Source organism: Phenylobacterium sp. (genome assembly GCF_024508875.1).
Lineage (GTDB): Bacteria > Pseudomonadota > Alphaproteobacteria > Caulobacterales > Caulobacteraceae > Phenylobacterium.
The window spans coordinates 21471-41224 of record NZ_JANINU010000355.1; the positions used below are offsets into that span (position 1 = coordinate 21471).

At 69.4% G+C, this 19754-nt stretch carries 22 protein-coding genes; 9 read left to right on the forward strand and 13 right to left on the reverse strand.

Going from position 1 to position 19754, the window contains the following annotated elements; all coding sequences use genetic code 11:
• The first annotated feature begins 16 nt into the window (after positions 1 to 16).
• The gene (locus tag Q0L11_RS24015; protein WP_296600702.1) at positions 17 to 553 is read left to right on the forward strand and encodes a gamma-glutamylcyclotransferase; all 537 of its coding nucleotides are present in this window, start codon (positions 17 to 19) and stop codon (positions 551 to 553) included.
• Here Q0L11_RS24015 and Q0L11_RS24020 read toward each other — a convergent pair.
• The 4 genes from Q0L11_RS24020 to ftsE are packed head-to-tail and all read right to left on the reverse strand — an operon-like array spanning position 550 to position 3489.
• Positions 550 to 1254 carry a 1-acyl-sn-glycerol-3-phosphate acyltransferase gene (locus Q0L11_RS24020; RefSeq protein ID WP_296600704.1) on the reverse strand — a complete coding sequence of 235 codons (705 nt, stop codon included), beginning with the start codon at positions 1252 to 1254 and terminating at the stop codon, positions 550 to 552. The two genes, Q0L11_RS24015 and Q0L11_RS24020, sit on opposite strands and share 4 nt — an antisense overlap.
• The gene (locus Q0L11_RS24025) at positions 1251 to 1880 is read right to left on the reverse strand and encodes a YdcF family protein (RefSeq protein WP_296600706.1); all 630 of its coding nucleotides are present in this window, start codon (positions 1878 to 1880) and stop codon (positions 1251 to 1253) included. The genes Q0L11_RS24020 and Q0L11_RS24025 overlap by 4 nt, the downstream gene beginning before the upstream one ends.
• Positions 1880 to 2770: an FtsX-like permease family protein gene (locus Q0L11_RS24030; RefSeq protein ID WP_296600708.1), complete on the reverse strand. Its 891-nt coding sequence runs from the start codon at positions 2768 to 2770 to the stop codon at positions 1880 to 1882. Before Q0L11_RS24030 ends, Q0L11_RS24025 begins: the two co-directional genes overlap by 1 nt.
• Positions 2767 to 3489, reverse strand: coding sequence for a cell division ATP-binding protein FtsE (gene ftsE / locus Q0L11_RS24035; protein ID WP_296600709.1), 723 nt, complete (start codon positions 3487 to 3489; stop codon positions 2767 to 2769). The genes Q0L11_RS24030 and ftsE overlap by 4 nt, the downstream gene beginning before the upstream one ends.
• A 72-nt stretch (positions 3490 to 3561) precedes the next feature.
• Here ftsE and Q0L11_RS24040 point away from each other — a divergent pair, with 72 nt between their 5' ends.
• The 4 genes from Q0L11_RS24040 to Q0L11_RS24055 are packed head-to-tail and all read left to right on the forward strand — an operon-like array spanning position 3562 to position 5984.
• Positions 3562 to 4389 carry a DUF3426 domain-containing protein gene (locus tag Q0L11_RS24040; protein WP_296600710.1) on the forward strand — a complete coding sequence of 276 codons (828 nt, stop codon included), beginning with the start codon at positions 3562 to 3564 and terminating at the stop codon, positions 4387 to 4389.
• On the forward strand, positions 4376 to 4906 hold the full coding sequence (locus Q0L11_RS24045; RefSeq protein ID WP_296600711.1) for a phosphoribosyltransferase: 531 nt from the start codon (positions 4376 to 4378) through the stop codon (positions 4904 to 4906). The genes Q0L11_RS24040 and Q0L11_RS24045 overlap by 14 nt, the downstream gene beginning before the upstream one ends.
• 44 nt (positions 4907 to 4950) lie before the next feature.
• Complete coding sequence (locus Q0L11_RS24050; protein WP_296600713.1) at positions 4951 to 5505, forward strand: XRE family transcriptional regulator; 555 nt, start codon at positions 4951 to 4953, stop codon at positions 5503 to 5505.
• Between the two features lie 2 nt (positions 5506 to 5507).
• Positions 5508 to 5984 (forward strand): GNAT family N-acetyltransferase, encoded by a 477-nt coding sequence (locus tag Q0L11_RS24055; protein ID WP_296600714.1) that lies wholly within the window; start codon positions 5508 to 5510, stop codon positions 5982 to 5984.
• Between the two features lie 7 nt (positions 5985 to 5991).
• Here the strand turns inward: Q0L11_RS24055 and lysA are convergent, their stop codons facing one another.
• From lysA to argH, 3 genes are read right to left on the reverse strand one after another with little or no spacing between them, the layout of a single operon-like run.
• Entirely contained in the window at positions 5992 to 7260 is a 1269-nt protein-coding gene (gene lysA / locus Q0L11_RS24060; protein WP_296600715.1) for a diaminopimelate decarboxylase, read from the reverse strand.
• Complete coding sequence (locus Q0L11_RS24065; RefSeq protein ID WP_296600716.1) at positions 7257 to 7565, reverse strand: hypothetical protein; 309 nt, start codon at positions 7563 to 7565, stop codon at positions 7257 to 7259. Before Q0L11_RS24065 ends, lysA begins: the two co-directional genes overlap by 4 nt.
• Positions 7562 to 8998, reverse strand: coding sequence for an argininosuccinate lyase (argH, locus tag Q0L11_RS24070; RefSeq protein ID WP_296600717.1), 1437 nt, complete (start codon positions 8996 to 8998; stop codon positions 7562 to 7564). Before argH ends, Q0L11_RS24065 begins: the two co-directional genes overlap by 4 nt.
• Here argH and Q0L11_RS24075 point away from each other — a divergent pair, their 5' ends adjacent.
• Entirely contained in the window at positions 8999 to 9640 is a 642-nt protein-coding gene (locus Q0L11_RS24075) for a TlpA family protein disulfide reductase (protein ID WP_296600718.1), read from the forward strand.
• A 64-nt stretch (positions 9641 to 9704) separates the two neighbouring features.
• Here the strand turns inward: Q0L11_RS24075 and Q0L11_RS24080 are convergent, their stop codons facing one another.
• Positions 9705 to 10133, reverse strand: a complete 429-nt coding sequence (locus Q0L11_RS24080) for a helix-turn-helix transcriptional regulator (RefSeq protein WP_296600719.1) — start codon at positions 10131 to 10133, stop codon at positions 9705 to 9707.
• A 215-nt stretch (positions 10134 to 10348) separates the two neighbouring features.
• Here Q0L11_RS24080 and Q0L11_RS24085 point away from each other — a divergent pair, with 215 nt between their 5' ends.
• Complete coding sequence (locus tag Q0L11_RS24085; protein WP_296600720.1) at positions 10349 to 10600, forward strand: hypothetical protein; 252 nt, start codon at positions 10349 to 10351, stop codon at positions 10598 to 10600.
• 6 nt (positions 10601 to 10606) lie between these two features.
• Here the strand turns inward: Q0L11_RS24085 and Q0L11_RS24090 are convergent, their stop codons facing one another.
• A complete protein-coding gene (locus Q0L11_RS24090) occupies positions 10607 to 11599 on the reverse strand; it encodes an endonuclease/exonuclease/phosphatase family protein (RefSeq protein WP_296600721.1) in 993 nt (330 codons plus the stop codon).
• A 349-nt stretch (positions 11600 to 11948) separates the two neighbouring features.
• Between Q0L11_RS24090 and Q0L11_RS24095 the strand changes: the two genes are divergently transcribed.
• Positions 11949 to 12686 (forward strand): enoyl-CoA hydratase-related protein, encoded by a 738-nt coding sequence (locus Q0L11_RS24095; RefSeq protein WP_296600722.1) that lies wholly within the window; start codon positions 11949 to 11951, stop codon positions 12684 to 12686.
• A 3-nt stretch (positions 12687 to 12689) separates the two neighbouring features.
• Here Q0L11_RS24095 and Q0L11_RS24100 read toward each other — a convergent pair whose 3' ends face one another.
• From Q0L11_RS24100 to Q0L11_RS24110, 3 genes are read right to left on the reverse strand one after another with little or no spacing between them, the layout of a single operon-like run.
• Complete coding sequence (locus Q0L11_RS24100; RefSeq protein WP_296600723.1) at positions 12690 to 13748, reverse strand: formylglycine-generating enzyme family protein; 1059 nt, start codon at positions 13746 to 13748, stop codon at positions 12690 to 12692.
• Complete coding sequence (locus tag Q0L11_RS24105; RefSeq protein ID WP_296600724.1) at positions 13741 to 14640, reverse strand: transglutaminase family protein; 900 nt, start codon at positions 14638 to 14640, stop codon at positions 13741 to 13743. Before Q0L11_RS24105 ends, Q0L11_RS24100 begins: the two co-directional genes overlap by 8 nt.
• Positions 14637 to 17144, reverse strand: coding sequence for a circularly permuted type 2 ATP-grasp protein (locus Q0L11_RS24110; RefSeq protein ID WP_296600725.1), 2508 nt, complete (start codon positions 17142 to 17144; stop codon positions 14637 to 14639). Before Q0L11_RS24110 ends, Q0L11_RS24105 begins: the two co-directional genes overlap by 4 nt.
• Positions 17145 to 17286: 142 nt before the next feature.
• Here Q0L11_RS24110 and Q0L11_RS24115 point away from each other — a divergent pair, with 142 nt between their 5' ends.
• Positions 17287 to 18072 (forward strand): hypothetical protein, encoded by a 786-nt coding sequence (locus Q0L11_RS24115; protein ID WP_296600726.1) that lies wholly within the window; start codon positions 17287 to 17289, stop codon positions 18070 to 18072.
• Positions 18073 to 18080: 8 nt separating this feature from the next.
• On the opposite strand, the gene Q0L11_RS24120 is transcribed toward Q0L11_RS24115, so the two are convergent.
• Positions 18081 to 19709 (reverse strand): SpoIIE family protein phosphatase, encoded by a 1629-nt coding sequence (locus tag Q0L11_RS24120; RefSeq protein WP_296600727.1) that lies wholly within the window; start codon positions 19707 to 19709, stop codon positions 18081 to 18083.
• Between the last annotated feature and the right edge of the window lie 45 nt (positions 19710 to 19754).

The following is a 19754-nucleotide window of genomic DNA, read 5'->3' on the forward strand; positions in this document are numbered from 1 at the left end:
GGGTTCGGGGGGGCGTATGGCGTCGGAACGGTGGATCTTCGGCTATGGTTCGCTGATGTGGCGGCCGGGATTCCCGTTCGTGGAGCGGCGAGGCGCCACCTTACACGGACGCCGCCGGGCCTTCTGCATCTATTCGGTCCACCATCGCGGGACCTACGAGCGGCCGGGCCTGGTGCTGGGCCTGGCGCCGGGCGGGGCGTGCCGGGGCGCGGCGTACCGGGTCGACGAGACGGACTGGGCGGACGTCTATGCCTACCTGCTGGAGCGCGAGCAGCCGACCGAGACCTATATTGAGGCGCGCCGGCACGTGCGGCTCGACGATGGACGCCGGGCCGAGTCGCTGGTGTTCCTGTCGGACGTGCGTCACGCACAGTGGGCGGGCGCGCTCAGCCTGGAGCGCCAGGCCGAGCTGATCGCGGGGGCGAGCGGCCTTTCCGGAAAGAACGTCGACTACCTGCGCGACCTCGTGGAGCACCTGCGGGAAATGCGGGTGCGAGACGTCGGCATGGAGCGGCTGCTGGCGATGGTGGAGGCGGCGGAAGTCGCCTTTTAATTGCCCAGCAGGGCTTGGGACTTCGTCTCGATCCGCTCTTCCAGGATGCGCATGAATTCGGCGCGCTTGAGGCCCGGCGGGATGGGCTCCAGATATTCGTAGACGATCAGGCCAGGCTTGAGCTTGAGCCCCTTGGCCGACCAGTGCTCGCCGGCGTTTGTGGCGACCGGGTAAACGGGCACGTCCAGCTCCCGGTACAGCGCGGCGATGCCGGGTTTGTAGTCGGGCGGCGCGCCGATCAACTGGCGTGTGCCCTCCGGGAAGATCACGAGCTGAGCGCCCCACGCGAAGCGTTCCTTGCCCTCGCGGATGAGCTGCCGCATCGCCTTGGCGGCGGCGCCGCGGTCGATGACGATGGCCCCCGCCTTCTTCCCGTACCACCCGAACCAAGGGATCCAGGCCAGCTCCTTCTTCATCACGAAGGCGTTGGCGGGTAGCCAACTGAACTGCGCGAAGACGTCCAGCATGCACTGATGCTTGGGCGCCACAAGCGCGGCCCCCGTCGGAATATGTTCGCGGCCACGCAGCTCAACCCGCACGCCCACCAGCGCCAGGAGGCCCACCACGCCCTTGCCCCAGACGTTGAACATCGCGTGCGACCAGCGGCGCGGGCCGAACAGGATCGGCGTGCAGACGACGGCGACCGTCGCCGTCCAAAGGCTGAACAGGATCACGTAGACGAAGGATCGTAGGGCGTTCACGAGCCGGCCTTCTGCTGCGCCGCGGGAGCGTCGCGGGGGCCGAGCCCCAGCACCGCCTCGCGGCCGAGGATCGCCAGATACTTGCAATACTCCACCACCATCAACCGGGCGGCTCGCGGATTGCGCCACCAGCGGCGGTCCTTGAGCGCGGCCGTGGGGACGGCGTAGGTCTGGGCCGTGATGCCGGTGTCGCGCAGCACGGCGTTCAGCTCCAGCATGGCGCGCGGCATGTGATAGTCGGCTGTGATGATGATCAGTCGGCGGTATCGCATGGCCTGGGCCCAGGCGAGGGTCTCGCGGGCATTGCCCACGGTGTCGGCGGCGGTGAAGCCGAGGTCGACACAGCAGTCGTAGAGCCGCCGGACGGCGCGCGAGACGTTGCGGATGTCCTCGCGGCTCGCCTTGCGGTTGACGCCAGAGACGAGCACGCGCCGACCGTAGCCGTCTTCCAGCAATCCCATGGCCGCCGCCAGCCGCTCGTTCGAGCCGGCTCCGGTCAAGGCGACGATCCCCTGGGCCGGGGTGGGCGCGCGGGCGGGTGTCTGGTGCTGGACGCGGCTCGCGTAGGCCAGGAGGCCCGAGAACCAGATCAGCGCCACGACCAGGAAGGCGGCGATCGACTTCATCAGAGTTTCTGTATCAGGCCCCGAGCCGTCACGCGCGCGGCGAGCGCCGCCACCAGCGCGGCCAGCAGCGGGCACGGCAGGACGGCCAGCAGGTCGATCCACGCGATGGGCAGCGCGGGCGTGATCCCCTGGCCTCCGCCAATCACCCGCAGGACGCCTCCCAGCGCGGCCGCCCCCGCCGCCCCGGCGGCGCCGGCCACCGCGGCGATGCGGGCGAACCGCAGTTCGAAGAGATTCGAGATCTGGCTGTCCTCGGCGCCGGTCAGGTGCAGCACCTCGACCACGTCGCGACGCGCCGCCAGGCCGGCCCGCGTCGCGTAGGCCACCACGGCCCCCGCCGCCCCGGCGATCAGCAGCAGCAGCGTCGCCGCGGTCCAGCTCACCACGCCGGCCGCATGGCGGATGTCCTCGATCCAGACGCTGTGGTCGTCGACGACGGCGTCGAGGCCCTGGCCTTTCAGCGCCGCGCTCAGCGTCGCAGCGGTCGCCGGCCGCTTGGCGTCCAGGCCCACGGCCACGAGCCGCGGCACGGGCAGGTCGTCGAGATCGGCCACATCGCCCAGCCAAGGCTTGATCAGCGCGTAGGCCTTTTCCTTCTCCAGGGCGCGCGCCTCGGTGACGCCGGGCACGCCGGCGAGGGCCTCGGCGGCGCGGGCGGCGGCGGCGTCCGGGGTCTCGCCCCCGCGGGCGCGCACGATGACCGTGGCCTCGCCCGTGAGCTGGCTGGCCCAGCCATGGGCCGCGCGCGTGCCGGCGATCACGCCGAGACCCGTCAGGCAGGCCAGGAAGCAGAGAACGGCCACCACGAACAGAAGGGCAGGGTCACGAGCGTCTTCCTCGGGCAGGAAGGAGGCCGGTCGCCAGCGCGAGGGATCGAACGGCTCGCTCATTCGCCCGGCTCCGCCAGCGGGCCCTGGGGCGGCAGCGGGCGCAGGCGGCCCTTCTCGAGGTGCAGCACCGGGCGGGCCGAGCGCGCGACCAGGTCCTGGTCGTGGGTGGCGATGATCACTGTGGTCCCAAGCCGGTTCAGCTCGACGAACAGGCGGTAGATGCGCAGGGCCATCTCGTGGTCGACGTTGCCGGTAGGCTCGTCCGCCAGCAGAATCTCGGGGCGGTTGACCACGGCGCGCGCGATGGCCAGCCGCTGCTTCTCGCCACCGGCAAGGGTGGGTGGCAGCGCGTTCATCCGCTGGCCCAGGCCGACCCAGGTGAGCAGTTCGGCCACGTCGCCGCGGTATTCGGCCGGCTTGTGGCCGGCGATGCGCAGGGGCAGGGCGGTATTGTCGAAGGCCGACAGGTGATCCAGCAGCAGCAGGTCCTGAAACACCACGCCGATCCGCCGGCGGATGCGCGGGAGCTCGCGGGTCGGGGTGGCGGCGATGTCCTCGCCGAACAGGCGCACCGAGCCCGACGACGGCCGGGCCGCGAGGTAGATCAGCTTCAGCAGCGAGCTTTTTCCCGCGCCGGACGGCCCTGTGACGAAATGAAACGATCCGCGCGGCAGGCTCAGCGAAACGTCGCTCAGCACCTCGGGTCCACGGCCGTAGCGCATGGACACGCCGGCGAAACGGAGGATCTCGTCGGCCGATGTATCAACCGGCGGCGTCATGGGCGTTTCTGGACATGGAGGCCGAAATCGGCGACCTCGGAGTGAGGGTGCTGGAGCGTCCGATTCGACCGCATGATACTGACCTGTCCAGAGTGCGCCACCAGCTATTTCGTCGACGACCTGCGCATCCCGCGGGGCGGCCGAATGGTCAAGTGCACGACCTGCGGGAACCGCTGGCGCGCCTTCCAGGACCGGTCGCTCGCCGAGCGTGAGCCGCCCGAGGAGGAGATGCTGGTCGAGGGGCCGCGCGAGCCCCAGCCTCCGACCGAGGAGGATATCGACTTTGTGGCCGCGCCGGCCACGCCGAGCCGCAAGCCCGCGCCCGAGAAGAAGGCCTCGCCGGCGCTGGTCGCGGGACTGACGGCGCTGGCGGTGGTGACGGCGGCCCTGGGCGCGGCGGTGATCTTCCGCCAGCAGGTCGTGGGGATCGCGCCCGCGACGGCGCCGATCTTCGCGGCGATCGGCCTGCCGGTGAACACCCTGGGCCTGGTGATCGAAGCCAAGTCGCAGCCGGCCTTCCAGGCCGGGCGGCCGGTGCTGTCGGTGACCGGCAGTATTCGCAACGTCAACAAGTCGCCGACCGAGGCGCCGCCGATGCGCATCAGCCTGCTGGATCGCAACGGCAAGGCGGTCGGCGGCATGGTGGCCCAGCCGCTCAACGCCAAGATCCCGCCCGGCGCCACCCGCTACTTCGCGGTCACCCTGCCGGATCCGCCCGCCGGTGTACGCGAACTGGACATCGCCTTCGAGCCCGCCTCCAAGGGGAAGGCCGCGCCCGAGACGCATGGCGAGCCCGCGGCGCACGCCGAGGGAGCCGCGCCGCCCGCGCCCGCGCCGGTGGAGGCCCAGCCGCTTCCCGCAGATTCCCCGGACGCCCTGAAGAAACATGAGCAGCACTGAGACGCCGACCGTCCTGATCTCCGAAGCCGAGATCGCAAGCCGCGTCGAGGCGCTCGCCGCCCGGATCGCCCCCCGCATCGACGACGACACCGTGGTGGTGTGCCTGCTCACCGGCGGCATCTGGTTCGCGGCCGACATCACGCGGGCGTTGGCGCGCCAGGGGCGCATGGTGCGTTTCGACGCGCTGTGGCTGGCGTCCTACAAGGACGAGCGGCAATCCAGCGGGCGCTGCGAGGTGCGGGCCGATCTGCAGCGGCCCATCTCGGGCCGCAAGGCTCTGGTGGTCGACGACGTGTTCGACACGGGCCTGTCGCTCTCGGAGGCCGCGCGCCTGGTCCGCGATTCCGGCGCCACGGAAGTGCTGACCGCGGTCTTCGCCCGCAAGCCCTGGCCGACCCAGCGTGTCATCGAGCCCGACTTCGTGGCCTGGGAGGCGCCAGGGCGCTTCTTGGTGGGCTACGGGCTCGACGTGGCCGGCACAATGCGCGGCCTGCCGTACATCGGAGCCATGGACTAGACACGTGCCGAGTCGTCTCTCATAAGAGACGAGTGGATACTTTAGTGGATGATTCTTCCGTGCGGATCGCGCGCCGCATCCAGCTTGAACGCGAGGCGCGGAGCTGGTCGCTCGCTGATCTGGCCGAGCGGTCCGGCGTTTCGAAAGCCGCGATCAGCAAGATCGAACGCGCGGAGGTCAGCCCCACGGCGGTGATCCTGGTCCGGCTCGCTACGGCGTTCGACCTGACGCTGGCCGGCCTGCTGCTTCGCGCCGAGGGCGACTTGGGCCGCCTGACCCGGGCTGCGGAACAGTCGGTCTGGCGCGACCCCGACACGGGCTACACGCGCCGTCAAATCTACAACCGATCGGACCATCCGTTGGAGATGGTGACCGTCGATCTGCCTCCGGGCCGGCAAGTGGAATTCCCGGCCTCGGCCTACGCGCACATCCGGCAGGCGATCTGGGTGACGGCGGGGGAACTGGTCGTGCACGAGGGCCCGGAGCGCCACGTGCTGCAGGCCGGCGACTGCCTGGGCTTCGGTCCGCCCGCGCCGGTGGTCATCGCTAACCAGAGCACCCTGCCGTGCTCCTACGTCGTCGCCCTGGTGAGGACCTGACCATGGATGTCGCTATCGCTCCCCTCGTCGTGCGCGAGGACGATCTCTCGGGCGCACAGACCCAGGACCTTCTGCGCCTGCACCTGGCGGGCATGCGTGACAGCTCGCCGCCGGGGCACTCGTTCGCCCTGGACCTGTCGGGCCTGAAGGTTCCTGAGGTCACCGTCTGGAGCGCCTGGCGGGGCGAGGCGATCGCCGGCATCGGAGCGCTGAAGGCGTTGGGCGGCGGCGCGGCCGAGATCAAGTCGATGCGCACCCATCCTGACCACCTGAGACAGGGGGTCGGCGCGGCGATCCTGGAACGGATCATCGAGACGGCGAAGGCCCGCGGCCTGAAGCGCCTGAGCCTCGAGACCGGCCGCGGCGAGGCGTTCGAGGCGGCGCTAGCCATGTACCGCGCGCGAGGCTTCGCGTCGGGCGGCGCGTTTTCGGACTACGTCGCCAGTCCGTTCAACCAGTTCATGCACCTGGACCTTTAGGGCGAGCCTAGAGCCAGGGCGCCGAGCGCTCCCGCTCCAGCATATCCTCGTAGGTCGGGCGGGGGCGGACGACCGCGTACGCGTCGCCCTTGACCAGCACCTCAGGGACCAGCAGACGCGAGTTGTATTCGCTGGCCATGGCCGCGCCGTAGGCCCCAGCGCTCATGAAGGCCACCAGGTCGCCGGCCTGGAGCGGCGGCAGGATCCGGTCGCGGGTGAAGGTGTCGCCGGTCTCGCAGACTGGACCGACGACATCGTAGACGACCGGCTCGCCCTCGCGCGGTCGCACCGGCCGGATGTCGTGATAGGCGTCGTACATGGCTGGCCGCAGCAGGTCGTTCATGGCGGCGTCGAGGACCAGGAACTTGCGCCCCTCGGGCCGTTCGTGGACGTGGTTCACCCGGGCGACCAGGACGCCGGCGTTGGCGGCGATCATGCGGCCGGGCTCGAAGGCGAGCTGGACACCCAGGCCTTTCGTCACCCGTCCGATCATGGCGGCGTATTCCGACGGCGCCGGCGGCTCTGGCTGGTTGAAATAGGGCACGCCCAGGCCGCCGCCCAGGTCCAGCCGTTCGACCGAGAGGCCCTCGGCTTTCAACCGCTCGACCAGGCCGCGCATCTTGACGAAGGCGGCCTCCATGGGGGCCAGGTCGGTGATCTGGCTGCCGATGTGGCAGGCCACGCCCGCCGGTCGGACGCCGGCCATGTTCGAGGCGTTGGCATAGAGGCGCTCGGCCTCGGAGAAGCTGACGCCGAACTTGTTGTCAGCCTTGCCTGTAGCGATCTTCGCGTGTCCGCCTGCCGCCACGTCGGGGTTGACCCGGATCGCGACGGTCGCGCGCTTACCCATCTGCTGGGCCACGCGGTTGACCAGGTGCAGCTCGGGTTCGGACTCGACGTTGATCTCGGCGACGCCGGCTTCGACGGCGAAGGCGATCTCGCCCTCGGTTTTGCCCACGCCGGAGAAGACGATCCGCTCGGGCGGCACGCCGGCGGCCAGCGCGCGGCGGACCTCGCCCTCGGAGACCACGTCCGCGCCGGCGCCAAGGTTGGCAAGGGTGCGCAGGACCGCGACGTTCGAGTTCGCCTTCACGGCGAAGGCGATCAGCGGATCCTCGATCCCCGCCGCCGCCATGGCGTCGCGCAGGACCGTGAAGTGCCGCTCCAGCGTGGCCGACGAATAGACGTAAACCGGCGTTCCCACCGCCTCGGCGATGCGGGAGAGGGGAACGTCTTCACAGGCGAGCTCGCCGTCCCGCAGCTCGAAATGGTTCATCGCGGATTGGCGTAGGGGTCGGGCAAAGCGCTTTGCGGCGCGACCTTGCCGGGGCCCGTATTGGTCCCGGGGATCGGCAGGGTGCGCGGCGGCGCCGGGTCGGTCGAACGGTCCCGCGGATCGACGGTGTCGACAGGGCGAGTCGGGTCCTGCTGGCGCTGCGCATCGTCCGCGTCGCGCGTGCGGTTCCGCTCCGCGCCGAACAGTGGCCCGGGACGTTCGAGCTGGCCGACCTTGCCGCAACCGGCGAGGGCCGAGGCCGTCAGAAGCAGGGCCCCGGTCAGGGCAAGGGTGCGACGGCTCATGCCAGGGCTTCCTTCCAACGCTTGATCTGCGCACGAACCTGGTCCGGCGCGGTTCCACCATAGCTCTTCCGGCTGGCCACGGAGGCCTCCGGCGTGAGCACATCGTAGATGGCCGAGGTGATCCGTCCATCCAAGGCCTGAAGTTCGGAAAGCGGCAGTTCGGGCAGGCCGACGCCTAGCTCCTCGGCCTTCTTCACGGCGGCGCCCGTCACGTGGTGGGCGTCGCGGAACGGCAGGTTCAGCTCCCGTACGAGCCAGTCGGCCAGGTCCGTGGCGGTGGAGAAACCGGCGCCGGCCGCAGCGGCCATCTTCTCGCGCACCGGCTCCAGGTCGGCGACCATTCCGGCCATCGCCCGCAAGCTCAGTTCCAGGGCGTCGAAAGCCTCGAAGGTCGGGACCTTGTCCTCCTGCATGTCCTTCGAATAGGTCAGCGGCAGGCCCTTCATCACCACGCTGAGCTGCGTGAACGAGCCCAGTAGGCGGCCCACCTTCGCCCGGATCAGCTCGGCGGCGTCGGGGTTCTTCTTCTGCGGCATGATCGACGAGCCGGTGGTGAACGCGTCGCTCAGCCTGATGAAGCCGAACTGCGGCGTCATCCAGATCACGATCTCCTCGGCCAGGCGCGACAGGTGCGTGGCGCAGATCGTGGCGGCGGCCAGGCTCTCCAGCGCGAAGTCCCGGTCGGCCACGCTGTCCAGCGAGTTGGCCGTGGGTCGGTCGAAGCCCAGCGCCTTGGCCGTCATATGCCGGTCGATCGGGAACGGCGATCCAGCCAGGGCGGCCGCGCCCAGGGGGCTTTCGTTCATCCTCGCCCGTGCGTCGGCGAAGCGGGCGGCGTCGCGGCCGAACATCTCCACATAGGCCATCAGGTGGTGGCCGAACGTCACCGGCTGGGCCGGTTGCAGGTGCGTGAAGCCCGGCATGACCGCGTCGGCGTGCAACTCGGCTTTGGCCAACAGCGCGTTTTGAAGCGCCTTTATCTGGGCTGCAGTCCGGTCGCAGGCGTCGCGAACCCACATGCGGAAGTCGAGCGCCACCTGGTCATTGCGCGACCGCGCCGTGTGCAGCCGGCCGGCTGCCGGGCCGATCAGCTCGCGCAGGCGGGCCTCAACGTTCATGTGGATGTCTTCGTACTCGTCGCGGAATGCGAAGGTCCCGGCCTCGATCTCGGCCTCGATCGCCGCCAGGCCGCCCTGGATCGCCGCCTCGTCCTCGCTTGTAATCACGCCCGCGGTGCGCAACATCGCGGCGTGCGCGCGAGACCCCGCCAGGTCCTGCGCCGCGAGCCGCTTGTCGAAGCCGATGGAGACGTTGATCGCCTGCATCAACTCGGCGGGCTTGTCGGAGAACCGGCCGCCCCACATGGCCTGTCCCGTCCCCGACGATCCAGGGGCGGACGGCCGGGCGGGCGATGCGGAGGAAGAGTCGGTCATATGAGCGAAGGTCCGAAGAGCGAGAAGGTGGCGGACAAGCCCAAGGCCAGAGCCTTGACCTGGGGCCTCTGGGGCGCCGCCCTCGTGGGCGTCGCGGCGGTTCTCTACATCATCGCTTCCGCTTCCACCACGCCGACTCCGGCCACCGGACCGAAGACCGGAGCTCCCGCGCCCATCGCGTCGCTGGCGAGCAAGCTGACGACCCCGGCCCAGCCCACGCCGCCGCCGGACTACACGTTCTACGACGGGGCCGGAAAGGCGATGAAGATCGCCGATCTGAAGGGCAAGGTGGTGGTCATGAACATCTGGGCCACCTGGTGCGGGCCCTGCGTGACCGAGATGCCGACGCTGGCCAAACTGCAGGCGGCCTATGCCGACAAGCCGGTGGAAGTGGTGACCGTCAGCATCGATTCCGAAACCTCGGCGTCCAAGGCGCGGCTGTTCATCGCCCAGCATGCGCCGCTGAAGTTCTACCACGACCGGGAGATGAAGCTTCCGTTCAAGCTGTCGCCGCCGGCGCCGGGCGCGCCGACGACGGTGATCTACGGCAAGGACGGCCTGGAGGTCGCGCGGGTGGCGGGCGAGGCCGACTGGTCCGGCGCCGAGGCGCGGGCCCTGATCGACAAGGCGCTGGGCGGATAGAGCGTGGAGGCCTTCTTGTCAGGCGGGATGGCTGATCCTGACTGGGAAGGCCTCTAGCGCGTCCTCAGACCGGAACCTTCGCGCGCGCCTCTTCGGTCGTCTCGACCGGCTGGCTGGTCAGGGTCCGGACCAGGTTGACCAGCGAAGTGCGCACCTCCGGCGCCAGCCGCTCGTACGCGGAAAGCAGCTCCAGCGCCCCCGGGGTGCGCATTCGCGTCAGCAGGTCCAGGTCCTCGGCCGTTTCCTTGTCGGCGCCGTCGAAGACGTCCATCAGGTCGGTCACCCGGCAACGCAGCGCGCGGGCGATCTGAACCAGGCGCGAAAACGAGATGCGGTTCGCGCCGTTCTCGTATTTCTGAATCTGCTGGAAGCTGACGCCGCACTGCTCGGCGAGCGCCTCCTGCGACATCCCGATCGTCCTGCGCCGGATGCGCACCGCGGCCCCGAGCGCGATGTCCATCGGGTCAGGCGCCTTGGTCGAAACCTCGGCCATTTCCCTAGAGTCCTCTTGTAACGCGGTGTCCCCGTCCGACGCCGCAAGTTCAAGTTGCGACTAAAAATCCTTTGTTCCGGAACTGCAAAGCTTTTTCAGCCCTGAGGAGAGTGTCGTGCAACCAACTCGCCCCAGGCGATCAACGCGCGATCAAGGTCTTGGTAACCGAAGCACCGCCGAACTGCGGGTCGTTGGAGTTTCGATTCACCAAGGCCATGCGCGTCATCCAGCTGCATCCTCCGTTCGACCACGGCGCCGCGCTCCGGGTCCCCCCGGCGCACGACAAGAAGAACTGGTCGGTGCTTTGGCAGTGGCTGGGCGAGGACGCCCGGTCCGTGGCCGAAGCCTCGGCCGTCCAGGTCCGCACGCCCGAAGGCATGGTCGTCGCTCACAGCGGCGACTGGATCGTGCTGTCACACTCGGGCGCGTTCCACGTGGCCCATGCGCTGCGGCCGCTCGACGCTTAAGGCGCCTCAGCGGCGCCAGGAGATCCGGACGCCCAGCTTGTGGGGCTTCATCTCGATTGACGGGTCGGGCCGCCACGCCGCCAGGGACGCGGCGTTCCAGGACAGCCTGTATCGCACCAGGTAGCCGTCGTGGTCGGACAGGGGGCGGCGCGCGCCGACGGTGGTGAAGATCGCCTGACTGCGGACCGGCTCGACGCGGACCGCGCCCTGGCTGAACGCCTGCAGGTCCTGGGTGCGCAGCCAGGGTTCGGAGGCGGCGTCTCCCGCTCCGTCGCCGCAGCCCGAGCCGGGCTGGCTGCAGAACTCGCCCACCACCGTGTAGGGTCGCTCCAGCGCGTCGTAGTAGTAGCGCGCCGGCGAGTTGCGGATGTTGAAGTCGCCGCCCAGCAGCAGCGGCGCGCCGGGCGCACGATTTTCCTCCAGGAAGGCGTTCAGTTCCCGAACCTGGCCGTTGTGGGCGGGCAGCGTGCGCGAGCGCGGCGCCATCGAGGCCTTGCGCGAGTTCATGTGCGTGTTGACCACGTCGATCGTGGTGGGCACGCCCTCGGGGGCCAGCCGGACCAGCATCGCGCCCTTGTTGGCCAGGCAGTCGAAGCCGGCGCAATTGTTGTAGGCGGCGCTTCGCACATCGAGGATGGGCGCGTCGCTGAACACGTGCAGCCCCCCGCCCATCAGCTTACCGACGCCCTCGCCTCGGAAGGCGTCGCGGGCGCCGAGCACCGCGCCTTCGAACCGGGTACGCTCCGCCCGGCCGGGGCCCTGGGCCCAGTAGCGGTAGCCGCTGGCCGCGAAGAGCTGTGCGACCTCGTCGCGGAAGCCCTCCTGAATCAGCACCACGTCGGGCTGGCGTCCCTCGCGCCGCAGTTCGGCCAGTTCGCGCCCGATCTCCCGGAGCGCCGCGCCGCGGCCGAGGGCGATGGGCCAGGGCAGGCCGCGGACGTTGTAGGTGAGCACGCTGATCTCGGCGGTCTGGGGCGACGCCGCAGAGTTTGGGTGCAACGGGACAGTCGCCGCGACTTGGCTGGAAGCAGTCTCCGCGGCAGGCGCCACATGGGCGGGCGGTGTCGCGCTGGGTTCCAAGTACATCTCTCGCCGCTCCAGGACATGCGGGCCCGACGCTTGGCGGAAATCCCCCGATTCCTCAGCGCCGAAGCAACGCGTTGTTCGAATACGGCCCGATGTCTTTTCGCTATTCTCCGGGCGAGCGTGGAAATGACCTGTGTCGTTTAAGGGTGTGTGACAGTTCGAATGTCGTTTCGCGACATGCTGTGTTTGCCGCAGCATACGGGTGACGCGAAGGCAGGCGCCGGCCGGGGCATAGTCGCGCTCAACGCATTCGGAGGACGGCATGAGCGATATCCTGACGGTCGAGGATCTGGAGGGCGGCGCCCAGCGGCTGACGATGAACCGGCCCGATCGATTGAACGCGATCAACCAGCCGATGGCCGAGGCTCTGCTGGCCTATTTCGAAGGACTTCGCCGCAATCGCGATGTCCGGGTGGTGATCGTGCGCGGGGCCGGCCGGGCGTTCAGCGCCGGCGCCGACCTGAAGGCCATGGGCACCCCCGAGGCGCTGCAGGATGGACCCAGAGGAGACTGGGTGCTGCGCGACCTGATGCGAGCCATGCGGGTGTGCCCTCAGCCGCTGGTGGCGACTGTGCGGGGGGCTGCGGCCGGCGGGGGTCTCGCCATCGCGCTGAACTGCGACATCATCCTCGCCAGCGAGAGCGCGGCGTTCCACTCGGCGTTCACCGCCATCGGCCTGTCGGGCACCGAACTGGGCGTGAGCTGGCGTCTGCAGCGTATGATCGGCATCTCGAAGGCCCGCGAGGTGCTGATGGCCGGGCGGCCGCTGCTGGCCCAGGCCGCCCTGGAAGCGGGGCTCGTGTCTGCGGTGACGGCCGAGGATGGGTTGGACGAGGCAGGCCTGGCCATGGCGCGCGACATGCTGAAAGCGGCCCCCGACGCCCTGCGCCTGTCGAAGCGTGCGATGGACGCGTCGCTCGAGCAGCCCAGCTTCGACGCCGCCGTCGAGGCCGAGGAGCGCAGCCAGATGCTGATGATCGTCCGGCGCGGGCGCGAGTAGGGCCTACCCCTTCACCCGCAGGATGGTCCGGAAGCCCACGTGGTCCGAGCCGGTGTCGGTCGGCCCAGCCTCCCGCGCCGGCGGCCGGTAGCGGAAGCAGAAGTTGTCGGCGCAGAGGAACGAGCCGCCCTTGATCACGTGGCGCTTCTCGTCCGGGGTCGACGGTAGGTAGGCCTCCCGCTCGGTCGGGCCGACCGGGTCGACGATCTGTGTCGGGTCGAGGTTCGGCGCGTACCAGTCCTTGGTCCACTCCCAGACGTTGCCGGCCATGTCGACGAGGCCGTAGCCGTTGGCGGCGAAGCAGCCCGCGGGGGCGGTCTGCGCCTTGTACCCGTCCGTGCCGGCGTCGGCCTGGGGGAAGGGCCCTTGCCAGACGTTGGCCTGGGGCTTCTTCATATCGAGGGGCTGGTTGCCCCAGGTGTAGGCCGCATCCTTGAGACCGCCGCGCGCGGCGTACTCCCACTCGGCCTCGGTCGGCAGGTCGCGGCCCAGCCAACGCGCGTAGGCGAGGGCGTCGTCGTAGCCGATCTGGACGACCGGATGGTTCTCCTTGCCCTCGATGGAACTGCCCGGACCCTCCGGATGACGCCAGTCGGCGCCGCGGATCACGCGCCACCACTGCCCCGGCCCGTCGTTGGGGTTCTTCGCCCCCACGAACACGATGGCTGAGGGTTTCAGGTCGTCGCCCGCCAAGCCCGGATAGAGCTTCGGATCCAGCGGCTTTTCGGCCAGCGTCACATAGCCGGTCGCGGCGACGAACCGGGCGAATTCGGCGTTGGTCACCTCGGTCTTGTCGATCCAGAACGAACCCACCCGCGTGGCGCGAGGCGGGCCTTCCTCTCGCCGGGCTGGCGCCGCGCCCTGCAGGTACTCGCCGCCCTTCACCAGAACCATTCCCGCGGTGGATGGCGCGCGGGCAGGGATGGGCTGCGGCGGCAGGCAATCGCTCTTCGGCGCCGTCACGATCTTCTGGGGCGCGGGCCGCCGATCGCAGGCGGCGAACGCTACCGAGAGGGTCGAGAGGGCGAGAAGGGCGGCGGCGGAACGGGACACTCTACGCATGGGCGGGTACGGGATCTTCCTCCGGAATGACGTCCACCTCGACCTTGAGGGTTTGGACGCCCGAGGCCAGGATGACCCCGTCGATGGGCGCGACGTCGGCGTAGTCGCGGCCGATGGCCAGGACCAGGTGGTCGTTGCCGGCCAGGATGGCGTTCGTGGGATCGAAGCCGATCCAGCCGAGCCCGTCGCCGCACCAGACCGCGACCCAGGCGTGGGTCGCGTCGGCGCCTTCGAGGCGAGGCTGGCCGGGGGGCGGGATGGTGCGCAGGTAGCCCGAGACGTATTTCACCGGCAGGCCGAGCCCCCGCAGACCGACGATCATGATCTGGGCGAAGTCCTGGCAGACGCCGTGGCGGGCGTCGAAGGCCTGGGCGACCGGGGTGGAGACCTCGGTGGCTCCGGGGTCGTACTTGAACTCCGCGAAGATCCGCCTGGTGAGCTCCAGCGCGGCGGCCACGACGGGTCGGCCGGGTGTGAAGCTTTCCCGCGCATAGTCGGTGATCGTAGGCGTGATGGGCGTTCGCGGTGTCGGGAAGAGATGGGACGCTGGACTGTCGGGACCGAGGTCGCACACGGTCAGGGCGCGCGCGCGGATGGCCTCCCACTGCGGGCTGGCTTCGGGATCGCCCGCCGGTGGGACGTGGACGTCGATGCGGGAATTGGCCTCGATGACCAACGAGGTGTGGGGCTGGTCGACCGTCACGGTCAGGATGTCGGCGCCGAACGGACCTGTGCGTTCGAGGCGCGCCGAGGGCTCTGGACTCACGGTGACGGCGCTTTCAAGCACCGTCTGGGTGGCCGACGAGCGGGGCGTCAGCCGCAGCACGCAGCGGGCGAAGGGCACCGCCTCCTGGTAGCTGTAGGTGGTGCGGTGGCGGAGCTTGTAGTTCACGCCAGCCCCACCAGCTTGACCGTGGGGACCGCGTTCGCGCCCTGCAGGAAGAAGCGATCGGCGATGGCGTTGGAAAGGCGCATCAGCGCGCGCTCGTAGCCCAGCACCTTGTCGGCATGCAGCGCAGCGGCGTCCTGCGTCTCCAGTTCCGCGGCCAGCGGCAGCAGGATCTTCGACGGCTCTTCGAGGATGCCATCCTCCTGCAGGGTCGGCAGGACGGCCAGGTGGTCCTTCAGCGCGGCCACCTGGAAGGCGACCGAGCGGGTGTTGAAGGGGTCCAGCATCACCAGGTCGCGGACGGCGGTGAGCGCCAAGCCCACGAGATAGCGGGCGCGATAGGTGATCTGGCTGTCGTTGAGGTCGAGCAGCAGGTCGAGGTCGTCGATGGTGGCGTTGTCGTGCGCCAAGGTGCGGGCGAGCTGGCAGGTGTTGGCGCCGCGCTCGATCCGTCGGCCCATGTCGAGGAAGCGCCAGCCGGCGACGCGATTCATGTTCTCCTGGGTGAGGCCGGCGAGGCCAGCGATGTGGCGAAGCGCGTTCTCGACCTGCTCAAGGGCCTGGGCCTCGGAATGGACGCCGTCGGCGCCGCCGGCCAGGTCGCCCTCTAGATCGACGAGCAACCCCCAGAAATCGGCCGACAGGCGTTCGCGCATGCCCGAAGCCGTCCGCTTGGCCGCGCGCACCAGATAGGTCACTGAACCCCAGGCGGTGGCGTCGTGCAGCGCGTCGCGGGCGGAATCGAGGGCGCGGGCCGGCCGAACCTCGCCGTTGAGGGCGCCCCAGTCGACTAGCACCTTGCGCAGGGATTCGAAGGTCTGCCCGCGGCCGTGCAGCGAGGATTCGGAATCCATCAGGCTGGAGCACAGGGCGCGGACCATGCGCAGTGTCGCCTCGGTCCGCTCGATGTAGCGGCCGAGCCAGAACAGGTTGTCGGCGGCCCGGCTGGGCAGGTGGCCCAGGATTCGGCGGACCTTCACCTCCTCGGCGCTGGCGATCAGGGTCAGCCGTTCCACCGGCTTGTCGTCGATGACCCAGACGTCGGCGGTGCGCGCGCCCTCGCCCATGGAGATCACCCGCGCGTCGACGTGGTCCGAGGTGCGGCAGAAGCCGCCGGGCATGATCCGGACGCCCTCGGGCGTCATGGCCGCGAAGACGCGGAGCGTGAAGGGCGCCGGCTGGAGGCGGCCGTCCCGCAGTACGGGCATGGTGGAGAGCTGCGCGATCTCCTGTCCCACGAAATCGCCCGGGCGCTCGGTCATCCGCTGTCGCAGGACCGCCTTCTCGGCGGGGGCCAGGTCAGCCGCGAGGCGCGGGCCTCCGAAGAGGCCGGCGTTCTGGAAGGCGGGAGCGATCGCCAGTTCATCGAGGCGCTGCTCGACCAGCGCCTGCTCGGCGTGCTGGCCGCACCACCAGGTGGCGATGTTGGGCAGCTTCAGCGGCTCGCCCAGGAGCCGTTCGCTGAGCGAGCCCATGAAACTCATCAACGCACGCGATTCGACGAGCCCCGACCCTGGCATGTTCAGCACGGTCACCCCGCCGGCGCGGATCGCCTCCAGCATCCCCGGGGTGCCCAGTCGCGAGGCGGCGTTCAGTTCCAGCGGATCGAGGAAGTCGGCGTCCACCCGGCGCAGGATCACGTCGGCCCGCTTCAGGCCGGCGATGGTGCGCACCCACACCTTCCCGTCGCGCGCCACCAGATCGTCGCCCTCGACCAGCAGGAAGCCGAGGTAGCGGGCGAGGTGCGCCTGCTCGAAGTAGGTCTGGCTGAAGGGGCCGGGCGTCAGCAGGCAGATGCGCGGCTCGGCCCGGTCTGCGGTGGCGGCGAGCCCTCGGCGCAGGCTGTCGAAGAAGGGCGCCAGGCGGTGGGCGTTCAGGCTGTTGTAGAGATTAGGGTAGGCGCGGCTGACCACCAGCCGGTTCTCCAGAGCGTAGCCCGCGCCGGACGGGGCCTGCGCCCGGTCGTCGAGCACCCACCAGCGGCCATCGGGGCCACGTCCAAGGTCTGCGGCGTAGATCTGCAGGTAGCGACCGGCGGGGGGCGCCACGCCCCGCATCGCACGCAGGAAGTCCGGACTCCCGGTGACCACCGCGGCGGGCAACACCCCTTCGCTCACCAGCCGGCCCTCGCCGTAGAGGTCTCGGAGGATCGCTTCCATCAACTCGGCGCGCTGGGTGACCCCAGCGGCGATCTGGTCCCATTCGGCCTGGGGAATGATCAGCGGCAGCGGGTCCAGCGGCCAACTACGCTCCGTCTCCTCGCCGTAGATCCGGTACGAGGCGCCGCTGTCGCGGATGTGGCGCGCGGCCATGCCGAAGCGCCCGTCCGATTCGGCGTCCGGATAGCTCGCGAATTCGCGCAGGAACCCCAGCCAGTGCTCGCGCGGCTGGCCTTCGGCGTCGAAGAGTTCGTCGGGAACGCCGGGCAGCGGCCGATAGCCGGCTAGCCAGGCGTCAAGACGACCGCCCGTGACGCTGCGCGCTGCTGTGGAGGTGCCTACCGCCACCCTTCGCTTCCCCCTGCCCGATGTCTCGCCCCGGACGCTGGCCGCGACCCTAGCACAGACGTTTCGTGGGTCACCCGACCTCGCGGCTATGGCGCGGTTCCGAACTGTCTAATATGGCGGCGCTTCAGCGCCGGGGGATTCGATGCTTCGCCTGTTCCTGTCGGTCGACATGGTCGGATCGACCGAGTTCAAGGCCCGTTTCACCGGCCAGGGCTCCGAGGGCTGGCTGGGCATCTTCCAGACCTTCTTCACCAGCTTCCCACTGATGGCTGCCGGCCAGATCGGCATCGAGTTCCTGGACGACGACGCCACGCCGGCGATCGACGTCTGGAAGGTCATGGGCGACGAGGTGGTGTTCGTCTGCCAGCCGTCGGCTCCGGAGGAATTGACCTCGATCCTGATCGCGCTGCTGCGGACCATGCGCCTCTACGAGGAGCGACATTTCGAGAAGCTGCCCCTTCGGCTCAAGGGCACGGCCTGGCTGGCCGACTTCGAGGGTCAGAACATCCAGATCGAGATCCCGGAGCTGTCCAGCGGGACGGGCGCGCACCTCGATTTCATTGGCCCCGACATCGACCTGGGCTTCAGGATCAGCAAGTTCGCCAAGCCCGGCAGTCTCGTGATCTCGCTCGACGTGCTGGAGATCGTCCTGGGCGCACGCAACGCGGACAGGGCGGCGCTTTACGTCATCGGGCGCGAGCCGTTGAAGGGCGTGATGTTCGGTCGGCCCTATCCGATCGTCTGGATGCGGGCGGCCGACGACGGCTTCTCTTTCCTGCCGTGGGAGGTGGAGCAGGACCCGCTGATGGCCCGGGCGATGAACATGTCGCCTGCCTCGCCAGAAGACCTGCGCCGCCTGATCGAGGACATGCGCCACTTCCTGCGCAAGATGCACGGTCGCGACCGTCCGCCGCTCAAGCTCGGATAGCGGGCCGTTCAGCCCTCGTAGCGGACGACCAGGATGGCGATGTCGTCGGACTGCGGCGTGGCCCCGACAAATACCCTAACATCGCCGGCCAGCCCCTCGGCCAGGGCCCGAGCATCGGTCTCGGCGCGCGCCGTCGCCAGCGCGGTCTCGATGCGGCCGGTGGTGAACAGCTCGTCCTCGGCATTGGCCGCCTCCGAGACTCCGTCGGTAAACAGGACCAGCGCATCGCCAGGGTTCAGCCTGAAGGTCGCGGCCGGGTAGGGCGCATCCTCGATCACCCCCAGGGCCATGCCCTTCAGTTTCGGCAGCCGCTCCACCTTGCCGTCGGCGCGCCGCAGGAACGGCGCCTCGTGGCCGCCGTCCGAGTACTCCACAGTCCCGGTTCGCAGGTCCAGGATTCCGCAGAAGGCGGTGACGAACATCTCCTGGGCGTTGTCGCGCGCCAGCTCGTTGTTCACCCGAAACATCACCTCGGCGACCGAGTTCGCCGAGAGCGCCGTCGCTTTGAAGAGTGTGGTCGTCATGGCCATGAACAGGGCGGCCGGCACGCCCTTGCCGGAGACGTCGCCGACGACGAAAAACAGCCGGTCTCGGTCGAGCAGCGCGTAGTCGTAGAGGTCGCCGCCGACATGCTTAGCCGACTCCAGCAGGGCGAACAGGTCGAGGTCGCGCCGTTCGGGGAAGGGCGGGAAGACCCGGGGCAGCATGCCCACCTGGATGTCGCGCGCGGCCGACAGCTCGCCCTCGACCCGTTCGCGGGCCGCGGTGGCCTGCTGCATCTCCAGCAGATAGCGCTGCAGGCGGGCGATCATTGCGGTCATGGCCTCGGCCAGGCTGCCGACCTCGTCGGGGCGTCTGCGGCTGATGGCGTTCATGGCCGCCAGCTCGCGCTCGTCGGGTTCGAAGTTGCGCTGGCCCATGTTGCGGGTGAATTCGGTGAGCCGCATCAGCGGTCCGACGATGCGGTCGACCAATAGCCAGCCGAGCGCCATCGATAGGGCGAACATCGCGGCGCCCACGCCCACCGACAGCTCCATGGCGTCGGTCAGGCGCTTCTTCACCATGGCCAAGTCGACGTCGGCCCCGACGACATAGGTGCGCTCGTCCACGCCGCGTACGGGCAGGTAGATCGAGCGAAACCGTCCGAAGCTGTCGCTGTACTCGTCGTAGCGCACCTGAAGGTCGTCGAAGCTCTTCTTCAGCGTGTCCGGCGCCGTGTCGTAGAGCGCGAAGAACTTCGTCTGGTTGCGGGTCTCGATCTCGCGTGGGGTCGCGCTGGTGGAGACGGTGCGGATCTGATCGCCGAACCGCATGTAGGTGTAGACGTAGACCAGGTCCGAGCGGGCGGCGAAGCGCGACAGCCGGTACTGCAGCCGGTCGTACTCGGCCTCGGGGATCGAATCCGGACCGATGATGCGGGCGTGATACTCATCGGGGACGATCTCGTTCACCGCCAGGACCGCCGTCAGCAGGCGCCCGTCGATGCCGGCCATGATCTCCTTGCGGTCGATGTTGTAGAGCATCGCCGAATAGGCGCTGGCCGAAATCAGGCTGAGCGCGAACAGCAGGAGCAGGAGCTGCGTCTTCAACCCGAACCGCCGGCGGCGCGCGGCCATCTCTGCGGCGGGCTCGGTCATCGTGCGGCGGCGCCTGTGTGTGAGGGTTCGGGGAATCCCCGCTAG